The sequence below is a fragment of the Pseudomonas sp. UBA7500 genome (assembly GCF_002478435.1).
GTDB classification, from domain to species: domain Bacteria; phylum Pseudomonadota; class Gammaproteobacteria; order Pseudomonadales; family Pseudomonadaceae; genus Aquipseudomonas; species Aquipseudomonas palmensis.
Genome location: NZ_DLNW01000004.1, coordinates 1 through 22,102, shown reverse-complemented (window position 1 = coordinate 22,102; position 22,102 = coordinate 1). Strand labels below are relative to the sequence as shown.

Sequence of the window (22,102 nt, the reverse complement as noted above, 5' to 3'; positions counted from 1 at the left end):
CTCACCCATCCCAGCAACGCGGAGAGAACAATAATGAACAAACACTTGAAGCTGACCGCTCTGACCCTGGGCCTGTTCGCAGCAAGCCAGGCCATCGCCGCCGACCTGACCGTGGTCGCGTTCGGGGGGGCCAACAAGGCCGCCCAGGTCAAGGCGTTCTACGAGCCGTGGGAAAAGGCCGGCAACGGCAAGATCATCCCCGCCGACTACAACGGTGAAATGGCCAAGGTCAAGGCCATGGTCGACACCAAGAGCGTGAGCTGGAACCTGGTGGAGGTGGAGTCGCCGGAACTGGCCCGCGGTTGTGACGAAGGCATGTTCGAGCAGCTCGACCCGGCCCTGTTCGGCGATGAGTCCGACTATGTGGCCGGCGCCATCCAGCCGTGTGGCGTGGGCTTCTTCGTGTGGTCGACCGTCATGGCCTACAACGCCGACAAACTCAAGACTGCGCCCACCAGCTGGGCGGATTTCTGGGATACCCAGAAATTCCCGGGCAAGCGCGGCCTGCGCAAGGGTGCCAAGTACACCCTGGAATTCGCGCTGATGGCCGACGGTGTGGCACCTAAAGACGTCTACAAGGTGCTGGGCACCAAGGAAGGCCAGGACCGCGCCTTCAAGAAGCTCGACGCCCTCAAGCCAAACATCCAGTGGTGGGAAGCAGGTGCACAGCCGCCGCAGTACCTGGCCTCGGGCGACGTGGTGATGAGCTCGGCCTACAACGGTCGCATCGCTGCGGTGCAGAAGGAAAGCAACCTGAAGGTGGTATGGAACGGCGGTATCTACGACTTCGATGCCTGGGCCATTCCGAAGGGCGCGAAAAACCTCGAGGACGCCAAGAAGTTCATCGCCTTCTCGATCCAGCCCGAGCAGCAGAAGGTGTTCTCCTCGAACATCGCCTACGGTCCGGCCAACAGCAAGGCCGTGGCGTTGCTGACGGATGAGGTCAAGAAGGACATGCCGACCACGCCGGAGAACATCGCCAATCAGGTGCAGATCGACGTGGTGTTCTGGGCTGACAACAGCGAGCAGCTGGAACAACGCTTCAACGCCTGGGCGGCCAAGTAAGCCGTGCCAATGGGGCGTCGGCATCGTGCTGACGCCTCTTGTTTCCAAGATTTTCGGAGTTCGCTATGGCCATCGCAGTGCCCCTGAACGAAGGCGCAGGTTCCAACCTCAAGAAGCGCCTGGCGCGTGCTGAACGCGTCAACCGCTGGAAGGCAAAAGCATTGATCGCACCGCTGGCAGTGTTTCTGCTGCTGGTTTTCATCGTGCCGATCGCCGCGCTGCTGTACAAGAGCGTCGGCAACCCCGAGGTGGTTGGCGGCTTGCCGCGCACCGTCGCCGCGGTGGCTGAATGGGACGGCAAGAGCCTGCCTGGCGAGGACGTGTACAAGGCCCTCAGCGAAGACCTCGCCGAATCGCGCAAGAACCAGACCCTGGGCGATGTTTCCAAGCGTCTGAACATGGAGCTGGCCGGCTACCGCAGCCTGCTGGCCAAGACTGCCCGGGCCCTGCCGTTCAAGACCGAGCCGCAATCCTACAAGGATGCGTTGCAGGAGCTGGACGAGCGTTGGGGCGACCCGGCCTACTGGCAGGCGATCCGCCGCAACACCAGCAGCGTGACGCCGTTCTACCTGCTGGCCTCGGTGGACCACCGTATCGATGACCTGGGCGAGCTGGCGCCGACCACCCCGGACCAGGCCATCTACCTCGACATCTTTGCCCGCACCCTGTGGATGGGCCTGGTGATCACCGTCATCTGCCTGGCGTTGGCGTACCCGCTGGCCTACCTGCTGGCCAACCTGCCGACCCGGCAGAGCAACCTGCTGATGATCCTGGTGTTGCTGCCGTTCTGGACCTCGATCCTGGTGCGGGTGGCGGCGTGGATCGTGCTGCTCCAGTCCGGGGGGCTGATCAACAGCGGCCTGATGGCGCTGGGGCTGATCGACAAGCCGATGGAACTGGTGTTCAACCGTACCGGCGTCTACATCTCGATGGTCCACATTCTGCTGCCGTTCATGATTTTGCCGATCTACAGCGTGATGAAGGGCATTTCCCCGACCTACATGCGTGCGGCGATCTCCCTGGGTTGCCATCCGTTCGCCAGCTTCTGGCGGGTGTACCTGCCGCAGACCTATGCCGGCGTCGGCGCAGGGTGCCTGCTGGTGTTCATCCTGGCGATCGGCTACTACATCACCCCGGCACTGCTGGGCAGCCCGAACGACCAGATGGTCAGCTACTTTGTCGCCTTCTACACCAACACCAGCATCAACTGGGGCATGGCCACCGCGCTGGGCGGGTTGCTGTTGCTGGCCACCGTGCTGTTGTACCTGATCTATAGCTGGCTGGTTGGCGCAAGCCGCCTGCGTCTGAGCTGAGGAGCGTTGTCATGCTGAGCCCTTACATGTCGCCCGTCGAACGGGTCTGGTACTACAGTTTGCGCATCCTTTGCGGGCTGGTGCTGCTGTTCCTGGTGTTGCCGGTACTGGTGATCATCCCGTTGTCGTTCAACTCGGGGAGCTTCCTGGTGTATCCGCTGCAAGGCTTCTCGCTGCAGTGGTACCAAGACTTCTTCGGTTCGGCCGAGTGGATGCGCGCCCTCAAGAACAGCATCATCGTGGCCCCGGCGGCGACGCTGCTGGCGATGGTGTTCGGCACCCTGGCCTCGATCGGCCTGACCCGTGGCGACTTCCCCGGCAAATCGCTGGTGATGGCGCTGGTGATCTCGCCGATGGTAGTACCGGTGGTGATCATCGGTGTGGCCAGCTACCTGTTCTTCGCCCCGCTGGGCCTGGGCAACAGCTTCACCTCGCTGATTCTGGTGCATGCGGTGCTGGGTGTACCGTTCGTGATCATCACGGTGTCGGCCACCCTGCAAGGCTTCAACCACAACCTGGTACGGGCTGCGGCCAGCCTGGGCGCCTCGCCGGTCACCACGTTCCGCCGGGTGACCCTGCCGCTGATCGCCCCAGGTGTGATCTCGGGGGCCCTGTTCGCCTTCGCGACATCGTTCGACGAGGTGGTGGTGACGCTGTTCCTCGCCGGGCCGGAGCAGGCCACGCTGCCACGCCAGATGTTCAGCGGTATCCGCGAAAACCTGAGCCCGACCATTGCTGCAGCGGCGACCTTGCTGATCGCGTTCTCGGTGGTGCTGTTGCTGACCCTGGAATGGCTGCGCGGGCGTGGCGAGAAGCTGCGTACCCAACAGCCGGGCTGAAACAGATGACCCTTCGCCGGCAGGGCTGGCTCCTGTAGGAGCTGGCCTTGCCGGCGAAGTGGGCACCACCGATCCTGATCCAGGCTTGATGCCAGTCAGCCCCTGACGGTTTGCCTGAGGTACAATGCGCGCCACCGTGATTCTGCCCAACAGGTGCGCCATGCAGCCCTACGCTATTGCCCCCTCCATCCTCTCAGCCGACTTTGCCCGCCTGGGCGAAGAAGTCGACAAGGTGCTCGAAGCCGGCGCCGACATCGTCCACTTCGACGTGATGGACAACCACTACGTTCCCAACCTTACCATCGGTCCGATGGTGTGCAGCGCCCTGCGCAAGTACGGCGTGACCGCGCCGATCGACGCACACCTGATGGTCACCCCGGTGGACCGCATCATCGGCGACTTCATCGAAGCCGGCGCCACCTACATCACCTTCCACCCCGACGCCACCCTGCACGTCGATCGCTCGCTGCAGCTGATCCGTGACGGCGGCTGCAAGGCGGGCCTTGTGTTCAACCCGGCTGCCTCGCTGGATGCGCTCAAGTACGTGATGGACAAGGTCGACATGATCCTGCTCATGAGCGTCAACCCGGGCTTTGGCGGCCAGAAGTTCATTCCGGCCACCCTCGACAAGCTGCGCGAAGCCCGCGCACTGATCGATGCCAGCGGGCGTGATATCCGCCTGGAGATCGACGGTGGGGTCAACGTCAACAATATCCGGGAAATCGCCGCTGCTGGCGCCGACACCTTCGTGGCCGGCTCGGCGATCTTCAATGCCCCGGACTACAAAGAGGTGATCGCCAGGATGCACGCCGAACTGGCCCTGGCCCGCCCATGAGCGGCTTCGAGCAGCTGTTCCCCGGGGGCCTGCCCAAGCTGGTGATGTTCGACCTGGATGGCACCCTGATCGATTCGGTGCCGGACCTGGCGGCCGCCGTGGATCACATGCTGCTCGAAATGGGGCGCCAGCCCGCCGGTGTCGCTGCCGTGCGCGAATGGGTCGGTAATGGCGTGCAGGTGCTGGTGCGCCGCGCCCTGGCCGGCAGCATCGAGCATGCCGGGGTGGACGACGATGAGGCCGCGCGCGGGCTCGAGCTGTTCATGCAGGCCTATGCCGACAACCATGAATTGACGGTGGTCTACCCCGGCGTGCGTGACACCCTCAAGTGGCTGCACAAGCAGGGCGTGGAAATGGCCCTGATCACCAACAAGCCGGAGCGCTTCGTCGCCCCCTTGCTGGACCAGATGAAGATCGGGCGATACTTTCGCTGGATCATCGGCGGCGACACCCTGCCGCAGAAGAAACCCGACCCCGCCGCATTGCTGTTCGTGATGCAGATGGCCAACGTGGCGCCGGCCCAGGCGCTGTTCGTGGGCGACTCGCGCAGTGATGTGCTGGCGTCCCGGGCGGCAGGGGTGCAATGCGTGGCGCTCAGCTACGGCTACAACCATGGCCGCCCGATCAGCGAGGAGTCGCCCGCGCTGGTGATCGATGACCTGCGCGCGCTGCTGCCTGGTTGCTTAGATTCGGCCACTGAGCTAATGTCGGACGATCAATCCCCCCCTGATAGAGATTCCATCGTGGTGGCACCCGGCAAACTCTGGATGAAAGTCATCAAGGCCCTGGCCCGTTGGCGTTGGCGCGCCTGACTTTTTTCTGGCCGGCCTGATCCGGCGCGTTTGCCTGTACGACCTATTGCCCCATTGCCACGAGGCTATCATGACCCGCGAAGAATTCCTGCGCCTGGCCGCTGCCGGCTACAACCGCATTCCCCTGGCCTGCGAAACCCTGGCCGACTTCGACACGCCGCTGTCGATCTACCTGAAACTGGCCGACCAGCCCAACTCCTACCTGCTCGAGTCGGTGCAGGGCGGCGAGAAGTGGGGGCGTTATTCGATCATCGGCCTGCCATGTCGCACCGTGTTGCGCGTGCATGACCATCAGGTGCGCATCACCCATGACGGTGTCGAGATCGAGCAGCATGAAGTCGAAGACCCGCTGGCCTTCGTCGAGGCGTTCAAGGAACGCTACAACGTACCGACCATCGACGGCCTGCCGCGCTTCAACGGTGGCCTGGTGGGGTATTTCGGCTACGACTGCGTGCGCTATGTAGAGAAGCGCCTGGGCAAGTGCCCTAATCCCGATCCGCTGGGCGTGCCGGACATCCTGCTGATGGTGTCGGACGCCGTGGTGGTGTTCGACAACCTGGCCGGCAAGATGCACGCCATCGTGCTGGCCGACCCCGCCCAGGACAACGCCTACGAGAATGGCCTGGCGCGTCTTGAAGAACTGCTTGAACAACTGCGCCAGCCGATCGCCCCGCGTCGCGGCCTGGCCCTGGGTGGCCCTCTGGCTGCTGAGCCGGAGTTTCGCTCAAGCTTCACCCAGGCCGACTACGAACGCGCCGTCGATACCGTCAAGGAGTACATCCTGGCCGGCGACTGCATGCAGGTGGTGCCCTCGCAGCGCATGTCCATCGACTTCAAGGCCGCGCCCATCGACCTGTACCGCGCGTTGCGCTGCTTCAACCCCACGCCGTACATGTACTTCTTCAACTTCGGCGACTTCCATGTGGTGGGCAGCTCGCCGGAAGTGCTGGTGCGGGTCGAAGACAACCTGGTCACCGTGCGCCCGATCGCCGGCACCCGGCCACGTGGTGCCAACGAGGAGGCCGACCGAGCGCTGGAGCAGGACCTGCTGTCGGACGCCAAGGAGATCGCCGAGCACCTGATGCTGATCGACCTGGGCCGCAACGACACCGGTCGCGTTTCCGAAACCGGCTCGGTCAAGGTCACCGAGAAGATGGTGATCGAGCGTTACTCCAACGTGATGCACATCGTGTCCAACGTCACCGGCCAGCTCAAGCAGGGCCTGAGCGCGATGGACGCGCTGCGCGCCATTCTGCCCGCCGGTACCCTGTCGGGGGCGCCGAAGATCCGCGCCATGGAAATCATCGACGAGCTGGAGCCGGTCAAGCGTGGCGTGTACGGCGGCGCCGTCGGCTACCTGGCCTGGAACGGCAACATGGATACCGCCATTGCCATCCGCACCGCCGTGATCAAGGACGGTGAGCTGCATGTGCAGGCCGGTGGCGGCATCGTCGCCGACTCGGTGCCGGCGCTGGAGTGGGAAGAAACCATCAACAAGCGTCGGGCGATGTTCCGCGCGGTAGCCTTGGCTGAACAGACACCGCTCAGCTGAGAAGGGCGCCGCTGCGGCGCAACACAGAATTCAGAGTCGCCAGACTCAAGAGGTTGACCCAGATGTTACTGATGATCGACAACTACGACTCCTTCACCTACAACGTCGTGCAGTACTTCGGCGAGCTGGGTGCAGAGGTCAAGGTCATTCGCAATGACGAACTGACCATCGCCCAGATCGAGGCACTGCAGCCCGAGCGCATTGTGGTGTCCCCTGGCCCGTGCACCCCGACCGAGGCCGGTGTATCGCTCCAAGCCATCCTGCACTTTGCCGGCAAGCTGCCGATCCTGGGCGTGTGCCTGGGCCACCAGTCCATCGGCCAGGCCTTTGGCGGTGATGTGGTACGGGCGCGCCAGGTGATGCACGGCAAGACCAGCCCCGTGTCGCACATCGACCAGGGTGTGTTCGCAGGCTTGAACAACCCGTTGACGGTGACCCGCTACCATTCCCTGGTGGTCAAGCGCGAAACGCTGCCCGAGTGCCTGGAAGTGACTGCCTGGACCACCCTGGACGACGGCTCGGTCGACGAGATCATGGGCCTGCGTCACAAGACACTGAACATCGAAGGGGTGCAGTTCCACCCCGAGTCGATCCTCACCGAGCAGGGCCACGAGCTGTTCGCCAACTTCCTCAAGCAGACCGGCGGCCGCCGCTAAGGATTTGACACCATGGATATCAAGAGCGCGCTGGGCCGCATCGTCGGTCACCTGGACCTGAGCACCGAGGAAATGCGCGATGTGATGCGCGAGATCATGACCGGCCAGTGCAGCGAGGCGCAGATCGGCGCCTTCATGATGGGCATGCGCATGAAGAGCGAAAGCATCGACGAGATCGTCGGTGCGGTATCGGTAATGCGCGAGCTGGCCGACCAGGTACAACTGCAGACCCTGGACCAGGTGGTCGATGTGGTCGGTACCGGTGGCGACGGCGCCAATATCTTCAACGTTTCCACCGCCTCGGCATTTGTCGTGGCCGCTGCCGGCTGCACCGTGGCCAAGCACGGCAACCGTGCGGTATCGGGCAAGAGCGGCAGCGCCGACCTGCTCGAGGCCGCCGGTATCTACCTGAACCTGACGCCGGTGCAGGTCGCGCGTTGCATCGACAGCGTCGGTATCGGCTTCATGTTCGCCCAGACCCACCACAAGGCGATGAAATATGCCGCCGCCCCGCGTCGTGACCTGGGGCTGCGCACGCTGTTCAACATGCTCGGCCCGCTTACGAATCCGGCCGGGGTCAGGCACCAGGTGGTCGGCGTGTTCACCCAGGCATTGTGCCGGCCGCTGGCCGAGGTGCTGCAACGCCTGGGCAGCAAGCATGTGCTGGTGGTGCACTCCAAGGACGGCCTGGACGAATTCAGCCTGGCCGCACCGACCTTCGTTGCGGAACTGAAGAACGGCGAAATCACCGAGTACTGGGTAGAACCCGAAGACCTGGGCATGAAGAGCCAGAGCCTGCACGGCCTGGCGGTAGACAGCCCGGCCGCGTCGCTGGAGCTGATTCGCGATGCCCTGGGGCGCCGCAAGACCGAAAACGGTCAGAAGGCGGCAGAAATGATCGTGCTCAATGCCGGCGCTGCGCTGTATGCCGCCGACCATGCCATGAGCCTCAAGCAAGGCGTCGAGCTGGCCCATGATGCACTGCACACCGGGCTGGCGCGAGAAAAGCTCGAAGAGCTGGGCGCCTTTACCGCGGTATTCAAGCAGGAGAATGAAGAGTGAGCGTACCGACGGTTCTGGAAAACATCCTGGCGCGCAAGGTTCAGGAAGTGGCCGAGCGCAGTGCCCGCGTCAGCCTGGCTGAACTCGAGCGCCTGGCGGCCGTCGCCGATGCGCCGCGCGGGTTCGCCAATGCGCTGATCGAGCAGGCAAAGCGCAAGCAGCCGGCAGTGATCGCCGAGATCAAGAAGGCATCGCCGAGCAAGGGCGTGATTCGCGAAGACTTCGTGCCGGCCGACATTGCCGTCAGTTATGAAAAGGGCGGGGCCACCTGCCTGTCGGTGCTTACCGATATCGATTACTTCCAGGGCGCCGATGCATACCTGCAGCAGGCGCGCGCCGCGTGCACGTTGCCGGTGATCCGCAAGGACTTCATGATCGATCCTTATCAGATCGTCGAGGCCCGTGCGCTGGGTGCCGATTGCGTGCTGCTGATCGTCTCGGCGCTGGATGACGTGAAGATGGCCGAGCTGGCGGCCACGGCGAAGAGCGTAGGGCTGGATGTATTGGTCGAAGTGCACGACGGCGACGAGCTGGAGCGTGCGCTGAAAACCCTGGATACACCGCTGGTGGGCGTGAACAACCGCAACCTGCACACCTTCGAGGTGAGCCTGGAAACCACCCTCGACCTGCTGCCGCGCATCCCGCGTGATCGCCTGGCAATCACCGAAAGTGGCATTTTCAATCGGGCAGACGTCGAGCTGATGGAGATCAACGAGGTCTACTCGTTCCTGGTGGGCGAAGCGTTCATGCGTGCCGAGCACCCGGGGTTGGAACTGCAGCGCCTGTTCTTCCCCGAGCGCGTGGTGCACAACCCGGCGCAAGGCCTGGACTGATCCACACTGAAGCCGGCGTTGCCGGCTTTTTTGTATCGACAAGGTGGGTGTGATGACTGAACAAGCTGTTGCGGTGACGGTGGAGGCGGGCTTGCAGGCCGAGCAGGACCTGCTGGCGGCTGTGTGCAAGGGCGAAAAGCAACATGGCCTGCTGTTCTGGCAGCCGACGGACCGCGCGCTGGTGATGCCGCGGCGCATGAGCCGGCTGGAAGGTTTCGAGGCCGCCTGCACCGAATTGGCCGTTGCCGGCTGGCCGGTGCTGCTGCGCGAGACCGGCGGTGAGCCAGTGCCGCAGTCGGCTGCGACAATCAATATCGCGTTGGTGTATGTGGCGCCGCGCAGCGAGGGTGATCACGGTCGTATCGAGAAGGCCTACGAGCGCCTGTGCCTGCCGCTATGCGAGGTGTTGCGCGAATGGGGCGGGCTGGCGTCGGTGGGGGAGATCGAGGGGGCGTTCTGCGATGGGCGCTACAACGTCAACCTCAATGGTCGCAAGCTGGTCGGCACGGCGCAGCGCTGGCGTCAGGGCCTGGGCGGCAAGCGCCCGGTGGTGCTGGTGCATGGCGCCTTGCTGCTGGACAACGAGCGCGAGTCGATGGTGGCGGCAGTCAATCGCTTCAATGAATGCTGCGAGCTTGAGCAGCGCTGCCGCGCCGACAGTCATATCGCCCTGCATGAAGTGGTGCCCCAGGCACCGCTGCTGGCGCGCCTGGAGCAGGCCTACTCGCAGGTGATCGCGGCGATCGAGCGCGATTAACGGGTGCCGAAGACCACCATGGTCTTGCCTTTGACATGCACCAGGTTACGTTCTTCGAGGTCCTTGAGCACGCGGCCGACCATCTCTCGCGAGCAGCCGACGATGCGGCCGATTTCCTGGCGGGTGATCTTGATCTGCATGCCGTCGGGGTGGGTCATGGCATCGGGCTGCTTGCACAGCTCCAGCAGGCAGCGGGCCACCCGACCGGTCACGTCGAAAAACGCCAGGTCGCCCACCTTCTGCGTGGTGTTGCGCAGGCGCTGGGCCATCTGGCTGCCCAGGGCGTAAAGGATGTCCTGGTCCTGGCGGGCCAGTTCACGGAATTTCTCGTAGCTGATTTCAGCCACTTCGCATTCGGTCTTGGCACGTACCCAGGCGCTGCGCTGGTGTTCCTTGCCGATGGGTTCGAACAGGCCCAGCTCACCGAAAAAATCGCCACTGTTGAGGTAGGCGATGATCATCTCGCGGCCTTCCTCGTCCTCGATCAGGATGGTCACCGAGCCCTTGACGATGAACGACAGGGTATCGGCCCGATCACCAGCGCAGATGATGTTGTTCTTGGCTGCAAAGCGGCGACGCTGGCAGTGGGCGAGCAACTTGTCGATGTTCTTGATCTTGGCTGGAAGGGTTGTTGCAACCATGGCTGAATCCTGGAAAGACGCGACGCGTGGGCATTCTTGTCGACCGCTGGGCGCGGGTGCCAGCAGTTTGGCGCCAGCTTATCAGACGCCTGTAGGTGTATCGGCATATTTACTCGAACGCTTAGCCTTTTCGCACGTGCGCGCAAGGTCTAAGCTGACAGCCTTTTTTCAAAGCAAGGGAATTCGGGTGATGAAGGCGCGTATCCAGTGGGCAGGCGAAGCCATGTTTCTTGGCGAATCGGGCAGTGGCCATGTAGTGGTCATGGATGGTCCACCCGAGAGTGGTGGGCGCAACCTGGGCGTGCGGCCGATGGAGATGCTCCTGCTGGGCCTAGGTGGCTGCAGCAATTTCGACGTGGTGAGCATTCTGAAGAAATCGCGCCAGGCGGTAGAGAGCTGCGAGGCGTTTCTCGAGGCCGAGCGGGCCGACGAGGACCCCAAGGTGTTCACAAAGATTCATCTGCGCTTTGTGGTCAAGGGCCGCGGCCTGAAGGAGGCCCAGGTCAAGCGCGCGGTGGAGTTGTCGGCCGAGAAGTACTGCTCGGCATCGATCATGCTGGGGCGCGCCGGGGTCGAGATCACCCACGCCTACGAGATTGTCGAGCTGGGTTGATCGTCGCGTGGCCATTCGCCGGTAACGCGGGCTGCTACAGGCGGATGCCGCTTCCCTTGTAGGAGCCAGCCTTGCTGGCGAAGCGCTCCAGCGCAAACAGCAGCATCAGCCCCGGTACCAGCGCCAGCAACCACCAGTGCAGGTTCAGCACCAGCAGCCCGAGTACTTCGCTTGTGCTCCAGGTATTGCCGAACGCGGTGGAGAACAACTCGCACAGCAGCCAGGCACTGACGGCCGCAACGGCAGCAAACACGCCGCCCAATACGCGGCGCCGGCGGATGGTGCTGCCCAGCAACACGAACAGCAGCATTCCGGGTACACAGAACAGCGCCAGATCCAGCGCGCTGTTGTCGGAATCGCCCAGATAGGGCAGCGACATGCTGAAGGGCGTTTCGCGCAGGCTTGCGGTCATCGCCAAGATGAACAGGTAGCCCACCAGCACCAACCCCATGCTTTGCAGCGCTCGAATCAGCAGCAGGCGCACCCTCATCGACGAAGCCCCGGCAACAGGTCGAGCAGGCCGTTCGGCAGCAGTGCGCGAAGGTTTGTACTCAGGCGTTCGCGATGCTTCTGGTAGAGCAGGCCAAGGCCGATGACCCCCAGGCCGATCATGCTCAGCACTACCGGGAACAGCAACGAGTCGGCGAATACGTCATACGACAGGTAGCCAAGGTAGGCCGAAACGCCCATGGCCCCGAACACCATGAACAATGGCCGGCGCAGCAGCACGGCGACCGCCATCAGCCCCAGGTTGATCAGGCAGTACAGCGCCTTGCCGACCTCGCTGTCACTGTCCATCGAGGTCAGCCCGCCCCAGAAGGCCAGCAGCCCGGCCAGATAACCCCAGAACGCATAGTCCTCGCGGGTTCGGCCATCGATGCCGAGGAACACCAGCAACAGGCCGAGGCCGAACCAAAGCGAAACCTTCTGGCGTTGCGCCCAGTTGAACGGCTCGCCGTAGATCCACTCGGTCAGGTCCATCGACATGAACCACAGCGCCACGGCGATGGGCATCACGATGAACGGGAAGGGGATCAGGCGCAGCATCAGCAGGCCGGCGATCACGGTGGCCGCTTCCATCAGCAGCCAGCCGCCCTGCACGTAGGTGTAGTAGCTGTGGTAGTGAGTCTGGGTATCGTCCAGGGGCCAGAAGCCGGTAAGGCGCTCGAGGGCGAACACCGCCAGCGGTACGATGCTGACCGCCACCGCTGCCAGCAGACCGGCAGGAATACGCTGGCCGCGGCGCTGAAGTGCCAGGCCACCGCCAGTCAACACGGCCATGTAGGCCAACGCGATCAGCAACAGTGCGCTGTCGCCGATGCGCATCCAGGCCTCGCTCAGCAGCCAGCCCATGGCCCCCATGATCAGCAGGGCGCCGAAGTAGAACGCGACATGGGCCAGCTGGAAACTGGGCCGTTGTGCGGGCTGGCGCTTGAGGAATTCAAGCAGGGCCTTGTCCTGGCCCGGGTTCAGTACGCCGGCATCGACGGCGCGGGCCAGGTCCCTGGCATCGAAGTGTTCCATCAGATTCGATAGGTGCTCTTGGTCATGACCTTGGCCATCAGGCTCATGCCGAACTTGACCGGTGCGGGGAAGCGAAAGCCGCCGGCATCCAGTGCCGACTCGGCGTGCTGCTCTTCATCAACGCGCATCTGTTCGAGGATTGCGCGGGACTTTTCGTCCTCGGCCGGGATCTGTTCCAGGTGCTCGTCCAGGTGCTTGCACACCTGGTGCTCGGTGGCCGCGACGAAACCGAGGCTGACCTTGTCGCTGATCAGGCCGGCGACAGCGCCGATGCCGAACGACATGCCATAGAACAGCGGGTTGAGAACGCTCGGGTGGCTGCCCAGTTGGCGGATGCGTTGCTCGCACCAGGCCAGGTGGTCGATTTCTTCCTCGGCGGCATGTTCCATGGCCTTGCGTACCTGCGGCAGCTTGGCAGTCAGGGCCTGGCCCTGGTACAGCGCCTGGGCACAGACTTCACCGGTGTGGTTGATGCGCATCAGGCCGGCGACGTGGCGGGTCTGGTCGTCGCTCAGGTCGGCGTCTGGCTGGATGATCGCAGGCGACGGGCGGGACGGTTGGCCGCTGAAGGGGAGCAAGGTGCGTATGGCGGTATCGGCCTGCAGCAACAAGCGGTCGAGCGGCGAATAGTGACGTTCGGTAGCCATCGGGCACCTCCGCAAGAATGTGCCCGACAGTTTAACCCAATCCAGATGACAGGGCTTGCGTTGGATCAGCCCGGCGGCCAGGTCATCTGGCGTTGGCCGAGCACGTGCATGTGGATGTGGTAGACGGTCTGTCCACCCTGCTCGTTGCAGTTCATCACCACGCGGAAACCGTCCTCGCAACCCAGTTCCTTGGCCAGTCGCTGGGCGGTGAACAGGATATGACCGGCCAGACCCTTGTCTTCTTCGGTGAGGTCGTTGAGGGTGCGGATCGGCTTTTTCGGGATGACCAGAAAGTGCACCGGCGCCTGGGGGGCGATATCGTGGAAGGCCAGAACCTGGTCGTCCTCGTAGATGATCCTGGCCGGAATCTCCCGGTTGATGATCTTGGTGAACAGAGTTTCCACAACGCTTGCTCCATGGTGGGGTTCGGGCTTGAGTGTACTCAGGCGCCGCTTGCTCGCCCAGTACCGATTCGCTTCAGCGTGGGCAGTAGGCCCGGTTGATTGCACCGGCCAGCTTGCGCGCAAGCCAGCGCGACAGCCAACGCGGGCTGGCGGCCAGCCAGCGGTTGCGCCGACCGGGGATGATCAGTGCGCGGTTCTTTTCCAGTGCGCGCACGGTGTACAGGGCCACTTCCTCGGGGCTCATGCAGCGGTTGCCGTTGTCCAGCCGGGGGATGCGCCGCAGCGGCGATCGAACCGGGCCGGGGCATAACACCGAAACCTTGATACCGGTCTGCTTGAGCTCCTCGCGCAGGCCTTCGGAAAAATGCAGCACATAAGCCTTGCTCGCCGCATAGGTGGTCATCCAGGGGCCGGGAGCGAAGGCGGCCAGCGACGCGACATTGAGGATCTGCCCGCCACCCTGCACCGCCATCGCGTTGCCCAGCGCATGGCACAGGCGGGTGAGGGCGAGGATGTTGACCTCGATGATGTCCTGCTCGTCGCCCCATTCCTGGGCCAGGAAGTGCCCGTAGGTGCGGATGCCGGCGCAGTTGACCAGCAGGTCGATCTGTCTGTCACCTTCCTCGAGCTCCAGCAGAAAGCCGGACAGGCGCAATGGCTCGCCCAGGTCGCAGGCGCGCAGTAGCACTTCCACGCCGAAGCGCTGGGTCAGTTCCAGGGCGATGCTTTCCAGCAGGTCGCGCTGCCGGGCCACCAGTATCAGGTTGCGCCCCCGGCGCGCGAGGGCCTCGGCCAATGCCAGGCCCAGGCCACTGGAGGCGCCGGTGATCATGGCGTAACGGGTCATGCAGTTCTCCAATCGGCAGGGGGCGGTGCGGCTGGCGCCTAGTTTACAGACTGGAGCAGGTAAAGGCTGCGGTCAGCCGTTGAGGGCAGTCATGTAGATACCCCAGGCCATGAACGGTATCCACAGCGAGGCCACCACGATAACCGCCTTGGTGTTGGGGGGCGGTGGCGGCCCGTAACGATTGCTGGCGGGGTTGCCGGGAATCAACAGCAGGGCCAGGAAAACCAGGTTGCCGATGTAGTAGGGGATCAGGGTCAACAGGCTGTACCAGCCATTGAAGCCCAGGTCGTTCATGCGCCGGGCGATGAACACCAGGCTGAAGATCTTGGCGGCCAGCAACATCGGCACGATGGCGGCGGCCAGGTCTTTGGAGAGCGAGGACATCAGTGCGACCAGTAGCACCGTCCCGAACACTGCGCCAATCAGCACCAGGCTCCAGGCCAGTAGCCGCACCCTGCCAATGCGGCCGCGCACGCTCATGACCCTGAGCTTTTCGTTGTTCAGTTGAAGGGGGTTGATGTAGGTGTCGCGCATCGGGCTTCCTTTGCCGTTGAGAGTGGTTCAGCCAGGCCGGTGCTGGCCCAGCTGGATCGCCGCGGCCTGGGCCTGGCGGTATTCGTGGTCGAGTCGAGCGATCAGTTGATCAACCGTGCCCAGGCTGTCGATGGCGCCGACGCCCTGGCCGGCGGACCATACGGTCTTCCAGGCCTTGGCCTCGTCATCCAGTGGCTTGAGCCGGCTTTCGCCCGACTTGCCCAGAGCGTTGAGGTCGAACCCGGCATTTTCCAGGCTCTGACGCATGAAGCTGGCCGGCACCCCGGACACTGCGGCGGTGTGGATGATATCGGCTGCCTTGGCATCCAGCAGCATTTGTTTGTAGGCGTCAGGCGCCTGGCTTTCGGTACTGCCAATGAAGTGGGTGCCCATGTACGCGAGATCCGCGCCCAGCAGTTGCGCGGCCAGAACTTCGTGACCGCTGTTCAGGCAGCCTGCCAGCAGCAGCGTCTTGTCGAAGAACTGGCGAATTTCGGCAATCAGGGCAAAAGGGCTCCACGTACCGGCGTGACCACCGGCTCCCGCCGCCACGGCGATCAGGCCGTCCACGCCGGCCTCGGCGGCTTTCTCGGCATGGCGCCGGGTGGTCACGTCATGGAACACCAGGCCGCCATAGCCGTGGACGGCATCGACCACTTCCTTTGCCGCACCCAGGCTGGTGATGACGATGGGCACGCGGTGCTCGATGCAGATCGCAAGATCGGCCTGCAGGCGCGGGTTGCTGGGGTGCACGATGAGGTTCACCGCATAGGGCGCGGGGTTGTCGAGCCCGGCCAGGCCCGCCTCTATCTGCTCCAGCCAGGCCCTGAAGCCGGCACTGTCACGCTGGTTGAGCGCCGGGAAGCTGCCCACCACGCCATTGCTGCAGCAGGCCAGGACCAGCTGTGGATTGGAAATCAGGAACATCGGCGCTACCACCACGGGCAGGCGCAGGCGTTGTTCAAGCAGGGCGGGCAATGACATGGCGGGCTCTCGGAGTGGAGGATCAGAACGGTTTGACCACGACCAGGATGACGATGAGCAACAGGATGACCACAGGCACTTCATTGAACCAGCGGAAGTACACATGGCTGCGGGTGTTTTCGCCGCGCGCGAAGCGCTTCACGTTGGCGCCGCACATGTGATGGTAGCCGGTCAGCAGAATGATCAGGGTCAGCTTGGCGTGCATCCAGCCCTGCTTGAGGAAGTCGGGGTTGAGGCTGAGCAGCCAGATGCCGAACACGAAAGTCGCGATCATTGCCGGGCCCATAATGCCGCGGTACAGCTTGCGCTCCATGGTGACGAAGCGTTCCTGGCTGATGGTGTCCTGGCTCTGGGCGTGATAGACGAACAGGCGAGGGAGGTAGAACAGGCCGGCAAACCAGCAGACGACACTGACGATGTGCAGGGCTTTGATCCAGAGAAACAGCATTTTTAGGTAGTCCTTCAGGTTCACGGTCGTCAGATAGTAGTGGCTTGTGTGTGCAGGCGTCACCCGAACGGTTGTTACCAAGGCTGTGGGCCCATATTATCCGTGGTTTTCCAGTCGGTTCGTTGAAAGGGGCAGGTATATGGTCAAGGTCGGTATCGTCGGCGGCACGGGTTACACCGGTGTCGAGCTGCTGCGTCTGTTGGCACAGCATCCACAGGCTGAAGTGGCAGTCATCACCTCGCGTTCCGAAGCGGGCCTGCCGGTGGCCGAGATGTACCCGAACCTGCGTGGCCACTACGACAACCTGGCTTTCAGCGTGCCGGACACCAAGACCCTGGCGGCCTGTGACGTGGTGTTCTTCGCCACCCCGCACGGCGTGGCCCATGCCCTGGCCGGCGAGTTGCTGGCAGCCGGCACCAAGGTCATCGACCTGTCGGCCGACTTCCGACTGCAGGACGCCGATGAGTGGGCGCAGTGGTACGGCCAGCCCCACGGCGCGCCAGAGCTGCTCAAGGATGCGGTGTATGGCCTGCCGGAGGTGAACCGCGAGCAGATCCGCAGCGCCCGCCTGATCGCCGTGCCGGGTTGCTACCCCACCGCGACCCAGCTGGGGTTCCTGCCGTTGCTGGAAGCGGGCATTGCTGATGCCTCGCGCCTGATTGCCGACTGCAAGTCTGGGGTCAGTGGTGCGGGCCGCGGTGCCAGCGTTGGCTCGCTGTTCTGTGAAGCCGGTGAAAGCATGAAGGCCTACGCGGTGAAAGGCCACCGCCATCTGCCCGAGATCCGTCAGGGTCTGCGCCGGGCAGCCGGTGGTGATGTCGGCCTGACGTTCGTGCCTCACCTGACGCCGATGATCCGCGGTATTCATTCGACCTTGTATGCCACCGTCGCCGACACCTCGGTCGACCTGCAGGGGCTGTTCGAAAAACGCTACGCCAATGAGCCGTTCGTCGACGTGATGCCAGCCGGCAGCCACCCGGAAACCCGCAGTGTGCGCGGGGCCAACGTATGCCGCATTGCCGTGCATCGCCCGCAAGGGGGTGATCTGGTGGTGGTGTTGTCGGTAATCGACAACCTCGTGAAGGGGGCCTCGGGCCAGGCGGTACAGAACCTGAACATTCTGTTCGGTCTGGACGAGCGTATGGGCCTGTCCCACGCCGGGCTGCTGCCTTAAGGCGCAACTGGCAGGCTGCAAGCGGGCATAGGGCGGCATTTGCCGCTTGTCGCTTGCGGCCTGCCGCTGCTTCTATTGTTGACCGATTTTCTCGGAGAAGCGGATAATGCGCGTCATCACGCATTAAGGCGGCAACAGCGCCGGGAGAAAGTCAGCATGAGCGTCGAATCCTTCACCCCCACGATTTTGCAATTCACGCAGGGTGCCGCGCACAAGGTGAAGACCCTGGTCGATGAAGAGGGCAATGATCGCCTCAAATTGCGCGTGTTCGTGACCGGTGGCGGTTGCTCGGGCTTCCAGTACGGCTTCACCTTCGACGAAGATGTGGCTGAAGACGACACCATCGTCGAGCGCGAGGGTGTTGCCCTGGTGGTCGACCCGATGAGCTTCCAGTACCTGGCGGGCGCGGAAGTGGACTACCAGGAAGGTCTGGAAGGTTCGCGTTTCGTCATCAAGAACCCGAACGCCACCACCACCTGCGGTTGCGGCTCTTCGTTCTCGATCTGAGTTACAGACAGTACTGCTGACGCCGCGCCTCTGCGCGGCGTTTTGCTGTGTGCGTTCAGGCGGGGTAGATCGCGCCCAGAACGCGCAGGCCCTTGGCGCCAGTAACACTGGGGCGGTTGGCGGCGATGCCCTCCAGGCAGCAGTGTGCCAGCCAGGCGAAGGCCATGGCTTCCACCCAGTCTGGATCGACGCCGTTGATGGCAGTGCTGCTGACCCGGGCGTTGGGCAGCAGGCAGGCCAGACGCTTCATCAGTGTGCCGTTGTGGGCGCCGCCGCCACAGACCAGCAGCGCCTGGGTGGCTGTCTGCGCCGCCTGTAGCGAGCTGACGATGCTATGGGCGGTAAGTTCGAGCAGGGTGGCCTGCACGTCGGCATCGCTGCCGGGGGGCTGGCCGGCCAGGTGCTTGCGCAGCCATGTCAGGTTGAACACCTCGCGGCCGGTACTCTTGGGACCGGTGCCGGCAAAGAACGGATCGCTGAGCAGGCTGGCGAGCAGCCCGGGGATGACGTGGCCTGTGGCCGCCCAGGCGCCGTCGGCATCATAGCCGTGACCTTGTTTCTCGTTGATCCAGGCATCCAGCAGTACGTTGCCCGGGCCACAGTCGAAGCCGCTGACCGGCTTGCCGGTCTCGATCAGGCTCAGGTTGCTGAAGCCGCCGACGTTGAGTACTGCCAGGCGCTCGCCCTGATTGTCGAACAGCGCTTCGTGAAAGGCCGGCACCAAGGGGGCCCCCTGGCCGCCGGCAGCCACGTCGCGGCGGCGAAAATCGCTGACCACTGTAATCCCGGTCAGCTCTGCCAGCAGCGCCGGGTTGCCGATCTGCACGGTGAAGCCCTGGGCAGGCTCGTGGCGAATGGTCTGTCCGTGGCTGCCAATAGCGCGGATATCTGCAGGCTGCAGGTGCTGTTCGGCCAGCAATTGCTGAACGCCCTCGGCGGCCAGTTTCACCCAGGCAGCCTCGGCCAGGGCGGCGCGGGCAATTTCGTCGGGGCCGCTGGCGCACAGCGCGAGCAAGTCGTCGCGCAGCGCCTGGGGCATCGGAATGTAATGGGTAGCGAGCAGCGTGAGACGCTGCTCCTGTCTGATCAAGGCGATGTCCAGGCCATCGAGGCTGGTGCCGGACATCACTCCCAGATACAGGGCCATGGCTTAGCGCTTGGCCGAGGCCAGCATGGTGGCCTTCTCTTGTTCCATGCGCGCCATCAGCGGCTGGCTTTGCTGCAGGAAGCGCTGGCGTTCAGCCTTGGCGATCGGATCGGCCATTGGCAGCTTCTGTCCGAGCGGGTCGACGTGCACGCCATTGACCTGGAACTCGTAGTGCAGGTGCGGCCCGGTGGACAGCCCCGTGGTGCCGATGTAGCCGATCACCTGGCCCTGCTTGACCGTGCCGCCGGTCTTGATGCCCTTGGCGAAGCCCTGCATGTGCCCGTACAGGGTCTGGTAGGTATTGCCGTGCTTGATGATCACGGTGTTGCCGTAGCCTCCACGACGACCGGCCAGCAGTACCTTGCCGTCACCGGCGGCCTTGATCGGCGTGCCGCGCGGCGCTGCATAGTCGACGCCCTTGTGGGCGCGGATCTTGTTCAGGATAGGGTGCTTGCGACCTGCCGAGAAGCGCGAGCTGATGCGGGCGAAGTCCACCGGGGTACGAATGAACGCCTTGCGCATGCTATTGCCGTCGGCGGTGTAGTAGCTGGTGTTGCCCTGCTTGTTGGTATAGCGCACCGCAGTGAAGCTCTTGCCGCGGTTGGTGAAGCGTGCCGACAGGATGTTGCCGTTGCCGACCACCTTGCCATTGACCACTTTCTGTTCGTAGATCACGTCGAATTCGTCACCCTGGCGGATGTCCTGGGCGAAGTCGATGTCGTAGCCGAAGATGCGGGCCATGTCCATGGTCAGCGAATGGTTCAGGCCGGCACGCTGCGCGGAAGCCGACAGCGAACTCTTGATGACGCCGTGCACGTAGGCCGAGCGAACCACTGGCTTGGTGATTTCACGGTTGAAGGCATATCCCTTGTCGCCCTTGGTCAGGCGGATGGTCTCGAGATCGCTGACCTTGCTGTGCAGGCTGGCCAGCTGGCCGTCCTTGTCCAGTTCGATTTCCAGTACCTGGCCATGCTTGAGCTGGCTGAATTGCTTGGCCTGCTTGTTGCTGGCAAGCACCTCGTGCACCACATTGGCCGGCAGGCCGACCTTGGCGAACAGTGTCGACAGGGTGTCGCCACGGGCCACGGTGACTTCGCGGTGGCTTGGATCCTTGGCGGGTTCGGCAGTTGGGGTGGGTTCGGTCTTGGCGGTTTCTTCGGTGGGCGCGGGGGCAGTGTCAATCTGGGCGAACGGCGAGGCGGTGGTTTCTTCGCGGACGTCGGCCTGGGTGGTTTCCTGTTGCTTCAGCTGCTCGGCAGGGGATTCCAGCTCGAGGTTAAGGGTGGTTTTCTTGGCTTCGACCTCGCTGGAGGGGAACACCAGCAAGGCCAGGCTGAGCAGGGCGGCGATACCGCTGGCGGCCAACAGGTGGCTCTTCGGATAAAGCGGAGGCGCTTTAGTCGGTTCGTTGGTCATAGGTAGATTGACTTTGAAAAAGATGGATTGGAAAAGATGAATGACATGATGAAGATGAAATAACTGTATAAAATATAACCAAATCCCCTTCAGCGCAAGCGCGCAGACGTCATCAGTCGGGTGTGCGGTCACATCCGGGGCAAAAACTTGTATTTGATGGCTGATCTTGTATGGTTGGGGCCCTTTGAATCTGAGCCTTGCGGGTCTGTTATGAAGTCGGTTGAAGAGCAGCTAGCGCTGATCAAGCGTGGTGCGGAAGAGGTACTGGTCGAGGCCGAACTGGTCGAGAAGCTCAAGCGCGGGCAACCGCTGCGGATCAAGGCGGGTTTCGACCCGACTGCGCCGGATCTGCACCTGGGGCACACCGTCCTTATTAACAAGCTGCGCCAGTTCCAGGAACTGGGGCATCAGGTGATCTTCCTGATCGGCGACTTCACCGGCATGATCGGTGACCCGAGCGGCAAGAGCGCAACACGCCCGCCGTTGACCCGCGAGCAGGTGCTGGAGAACGCCGAGACCTACAAGCAGCAGGTGTTCAAGATTCTTGATCCGGCCAAGACCGAGGTTGCGTTCAACTCTACCTGGATGGATGCGCTGACCCCGGCCGACTTCATTCGCCTGGCTTCACAGTACACTGTGGCGCGCATGCTCGAGCGCGACGACTTCGACAAGCGCTATACCAGCAATCAGCCGATCGCGATTCACGAGTTCCTCTACCCGCTTGTGCAGGGCTATGACTCGGTGGCGCTGAAGGCCGATGTCGAGCTGGGCGGTACCGACCAGAAGTTCAACCTGCTGATGGGGCGCGAGCTGCAGCGTGGCTACGGCCAGGAGGCGCAGAACATCGTCACCATGCCGTTGCTCGAAGGGCTGGATGGCGTGAAGAAGATGTCCAAGTCGCTGGGTAACTATGTAGGTATCCAGGAAGCACCAGGGGTGATGTACAGCAAGCTGGTGTCGATCCCTGATACGTTGATGTGGCGTTACTTCGAGCTGCTGAGCTTTCGCTCCATGGAAGAGATCGATGGGTTCCGTGCTGAAGTGGCCGCTGGTGCCAACCCGCGGGATATCAAGATCAAGCTGGCTGAAGAGATCGTGGCCCGCTTCCATGGTGAGGAGGCTGCGGCCAATGCCCACCGCGCAGCGGGTAATCGCATGAAGGATGGCGAGCTGCCGGAGGACCTGCCGCAGATCGACGTGCTGGCTGCCGAGGCCATGCCGATTTCTGCTGTGCTGAACAAGGCGGGCCTGGTCAAGAACTCGGCGGCAGCCCGTGATCTGCTGGCGGCAGGAAGCGTGAAGGTCGATGGTGAGGTCGTTGATCGTGGCTTCGTCTTCGAGCTGGGCTCCACCCATGTGTGTCAGGCAGGCAAGAAGGCGTTTGCACGTATCAGTCTGAAGGCTGAATAAAGAGAGGGCGGCGTAAGCCGCCCTTCCTATATAGAGAAGGGCTGGGTTTGCTTTGTTTTGCGAAAGTTTCAAATTAGCCCTT

At 63.1% G+C, this 22,102-nt stretch carries 25 protein-coding genes; 14 read left to right on the top strand and 11 right to left on the bottom strand.

Annotated elements, in window-relative coordinates; genetic code table 11:
• The first annotated feature begins 33 nt into the window (after positions 1-33).
• The 10 genes from B4I46_RS04395 (at position 34) to B4I46_RS04350 (ending at position 9,724) form a co-directional block, all read left to right on the top strand.
• Positions 34-1,065: an ABC transporter substrate-binding protein gene (locus tag B4I46_RS04395; protein WP_054915954.1), complete on the top strand. Its 1,032-nt coding sequence runs from the start codon at positions 34-36 to the stop codon at positions 1,063-1,065.
• A 65-nt stretch (positions 1,066-1,130) separates the two neighbouring features.
• Entirely contained in the window at positions 1,131-2,378 is a 1,248-nt protein-coding gene (locus B4I46_RS04390) for an ABC transporter permease (RefSeq protein WP_043863767.1), read from the top strand.
• Positions 2,379-2,389: 11 nt separating this feature from the next.
• Positions 2,390-3,217, top strand: a complete 828-nt coding sequence (locus tag B4I46_RS04385) for an ABC transporter permease (RefSeq protein WP_043863768.1) — start codon at positions 2,390-2,392, stop codon at positions 3,215-3,217.
• 160 nt (positions 3,218-3,377) lie between these two features.
• Positions 3,378-4,052 carry a ribulose-phosphate 3-epimerase gene (gene rpe / locus B4I46_RS04380; RefSeq protein WP_043863783.1) on the top strand — a complete coding sequence of 225 codons (675 nt, stop codon included), beginning with the start codon at positions 3,378-3,380 and terminating at the stop codon, positions 4,050-4,052.
• A complete protein-coding gene (locus B4I46_RS04375; protein WP_043863769.1) occupies positions 4,049-4,864 on the top strand; it encodes a phosphoglycolate phosphatase in 816 nt (271 codons plus the stop codon). Before rpe ends, B4I46_RS04375 begins: the two co-directional genes overlap by 4 nt.
• Before the next feature lie 70 nt (positions 4,865-4,934).
• Positions 4,935-6,416, top strand: a complete 1,482-nt coding sequence (trpE, locus tag B4I46_RS04370) for an anthranilate synthase component I (RefSeq protein WP_078480903.1) — start codon at positions 4,935-4,937, stop codon at positions 6,414-6,416.
• 62 nt (positions 6,417-6,478) lie between these two features.
• On the top strand, positions 6,479-7,072 hold the full coding sequence (locus tag B4I46_RS04365) for an aminodeoxychorismate/anthranilate synthase component II (RefSeq protein WP_043863771.1): 594 nt from the start codon (positions 6,479-6,481) through the stop codon (positions 7,070-7,072).
• 12 nt (positions 7,073-7,084) lie between these two features.
• Positions 7,085-8,134 carry an anthranilate phosphoribosyltransferase gene (gene trpD, locus B4I46_RS04360; RefSeq protein ID WP_043863772.1) on the top strand — a complete coding sequence of 350 codons (1,050 nt, stop codon included), beginning with the start codon at positions 7,085-7,087 and terminating at the stop codon, positions 8,132-8,134.
• Positions 8,131-8,967: an indole-3-glycerol phosphate synthase TrpC gene (trpC, locus tag B4I46_RS04355; RefSeq protein WP_054915953.1), complete on the top strand. Its 837-nt coding sequence runs from the start codon at positions 8,131-8,133 to the stop codon at positions 8,965-8,967. Before trpD ends, trpC begins: the two co-directional genes overlap by 4 nt.
• Positions 8,968-9,019: 52 nt before the next feature.
• Positions 9,020-9,724 (top strand): lipoate--protein ligase family protein, encoded by a 705-nt coding sequence (locus B4I46_RS04350; protein ID WP_058541841.1) that lies wholly within the window; start codon positions 9,020-9,022, stop codon positions 9,722-9,724.
• Here B4I46_RS04350 and crp read toward each other — a convergent pair.
• Positions 9,721-10,365: a cAMP-activated global transcriptional regulator CRP gene (gene crp / locus B4I46_RS04345; RefSeq protein ID WP_043859825.1), complete on the bottom strand. Its 645-nt coding sequence runs from the start codon at positions 10,363-10,365 to the stop codon at positions 9,721-9,723. The genes B4I46_RS04350 and crp overlap by 4 nt on opposite strands.
• A gap of 190 nt (positions 10,366-10,555) precedes the next feature.
• Between crp and B4I46_RS04340 the strand changes: the two genes are divergently transcribed.
• Positions 10,556-10,978 carry an OsmC family protein gene (locus tag B4I46_RS04340; RefSeq protein WP_043859826.1) on the top strand — a complete coding sequence of 141 codons (423 nt, stop codon included), beginning with the start codon at positions 10,556-10,558 and terminating at the stop codon, positions 10,976-10,978.
• Between the two features lie 34 nt (positions 10,979-11,012).
• On the opposite strand, the gene B4I46_RS04335 is transcribed toward B4I46_RS04340, so the two are convergent.
• The 8 genes from B4I46_RS04335 to hemJ all read right to left on the bottom strand — a co-directional run bounded on the left by B4I46_RS04335 (position 11,013) and on the right by hemJ (position 16,366).
• Positions 11,013-11,468 carry a hypothetical protein gene (locus B4I46_RS04335; RefSeq protein WP_286898766.1) on the bottom strand — a complete coding sequence of 152 codons (456 nt, stop codon included), beginning with the start codon at positions 11,466-11,468 and terminating at the stop codon, positions 11,013-11,015.
• Positions 11,465-12,505 carry a DUF2157 domain-containing protein gene (locus B4I46_RS04330; protein ID WP_058541843.1) on the bottom strand — a complete coding sequence of 347 codons (1,041 nt, stop codon included), beginning with the start codon at positions 12,503-12,505 and terminating at the stop codon, positions 11,465-11,467. Before B4I46_RS04330 ends, B4I46_RS04335 begins: the two co-directional genes overlap by 4 nt.
• Positions 12,502-13,149 carry a 2-polyprenyl-3-methyl-6-methoxy-1,4-benzoquinone monooxygenase gene (coq7, locus tag B4I46_RS04325; protein ID WP_286898764.1) on the bottom strand — a complete coding sequence of 216 codons (648 nt, stop codon included), beginning with the start codon at positions 13,147-13,149 and terminating at the stop codon, positions 12,502-12,504. The genes B4I46_RS04330 and coq7 overlap by 4 nt, the downstream gene beginning before the upstream one ends.
• Before the next feature lie 65 nt (positions 13,150-13,214).
• A complete protein-coding gene (locus B4I46_RS04320; RefSeq protein ID WP_043859829.1) occupies positions 13,215-13,553 on the bottom strand; it encodes a histidine triad nucleotide-binding protein in 339 nt (112 codons plus the stop codon).
• A 73-nt stretch (positions 13,554-13,626) separates the two neighbouring features.
• Positions 13,627-14,400, bottom strand: a complete 774-nt coding sequence (locus B4I46_RS04315) for an SDR family NAD(P)-dependent oxidoreductase (protein ID WP_043859830.1) — start codon at positions 14,398-14,400, stop codon at positions 13,627-13,629.
• 72 nt (positions 14,401-14,472) lie between these two features.
• On the bottom strand, positions 14,473-14,934 hold the full coding sequence (locus B4I46_RS04310) for a DUF805 domain-containing protein (protein WP_052504188.1): 462 nt from the start codon (positions 14,932-14,934) through the stop codon (positions 14,473-14,475).
• 27 nt (positions 14,935-14,961) lie between these two features.
• Positions 14,962-15,918, bottom strand: coding sequence for an NAD(P)H-dependent flavin oxidoreductase (locus tag B4I46_RS04305; RefSeq protein ID WP_196931967.1), 957 nt, complete (start codon positions 15,916-15,918; stop codon positions 14,962-14,964).
• 22 nt (positions 15,919-15,940) lie between these two features.
• On the bottom strand, positions 15,941-16,366 hold the full coding sequence (gene hemJ / locus B4I46_RS04300; RefSeq protein ID WP_043859832.1) for a protoporphyrinogen oxidase HemJ: 426 nt from the start codon (positions 16,364-16,366) through the stop codon (positions 15,941-15,943).
• Positions 16,367-16,505: 139 nt separating this feature from the next.
• Between hemJ and argC the strand changes: the two genes are divergently transcribed.
• Together argC and erpA are read left to right on the top strand one after the other, a co-directional pair.
• Complete coding sequence (gene argC, locus B4I46_RS04295) at positions 16,506-17,540, top strand: N-acetyl-gamma-glutamyl-phosphate reductase (RefSeq protein ID WP_286898759.1); 1,035 nt, start codon at positions 16,506-16,508, stop codon at positions 17,538-17,540.
• Between the two features lie 156 nt (positions 17,541-17,696).
• Complete coding sequence (gene erpA, locus B4I46_RS04290) at positions 17,697-18,047, top strand: iron-sulfur cluster insertion protein ErpA (protein ID WP_043859834.1); 351 nt, start codon at positions 17,697-17,699, stop codon at positions 18,045-18,047.
• Positions 18,048-18,102: 55 nt separating this feature from the next.
• Here the strand turns inward: erpA and B4I46_RS04285 are convergent, their stop codons facing one another.
• A complete protein-coding gene (locus B4I46_RS04285; RefSeq protein WP_286898758.1) occupies positions 18,103-19,194 on the bottom strand; it encodes an anhydro-N-acetylmuramic acid kinase in 1,092 nt (363 codons plus the stop codon).
• Positions 19,195-19,197: 3 nt separating this feature from the next.
• On the bottom strand, positions 19,198-20,610 hold the full coding sequence (locus B4I46_RS04280; RefSeq protein ID WP_043859836.1) for a peptidoglycan DD-metalloendopeptidase family protein: 1,413 nt from the start codon (positions 20,608-20,610) through the stop codon (positions 19,198-19,200).
• 210 nt (positions 20,611-20,820) lie between these two features.
• Between B4I46_RS04280 and tyrS the strand changes: the two genes are divergently transcribed.
• Positions 20,821-22,020 carry a tyrosine--tRNA ligase gene (gene tyrS, locus B4I46_RS04275; RefSeq protein WP_054915947.1) on the top strand — a complete coding sequence of 400 codons (1,200 nt, stop codon included), beginning with the start codon at positions 20,821-20,823 and terminating at the stop codon, positions 22,018-22,020.
• Positions 22,021-22,102: the final 82 nt, after the last annotated feature.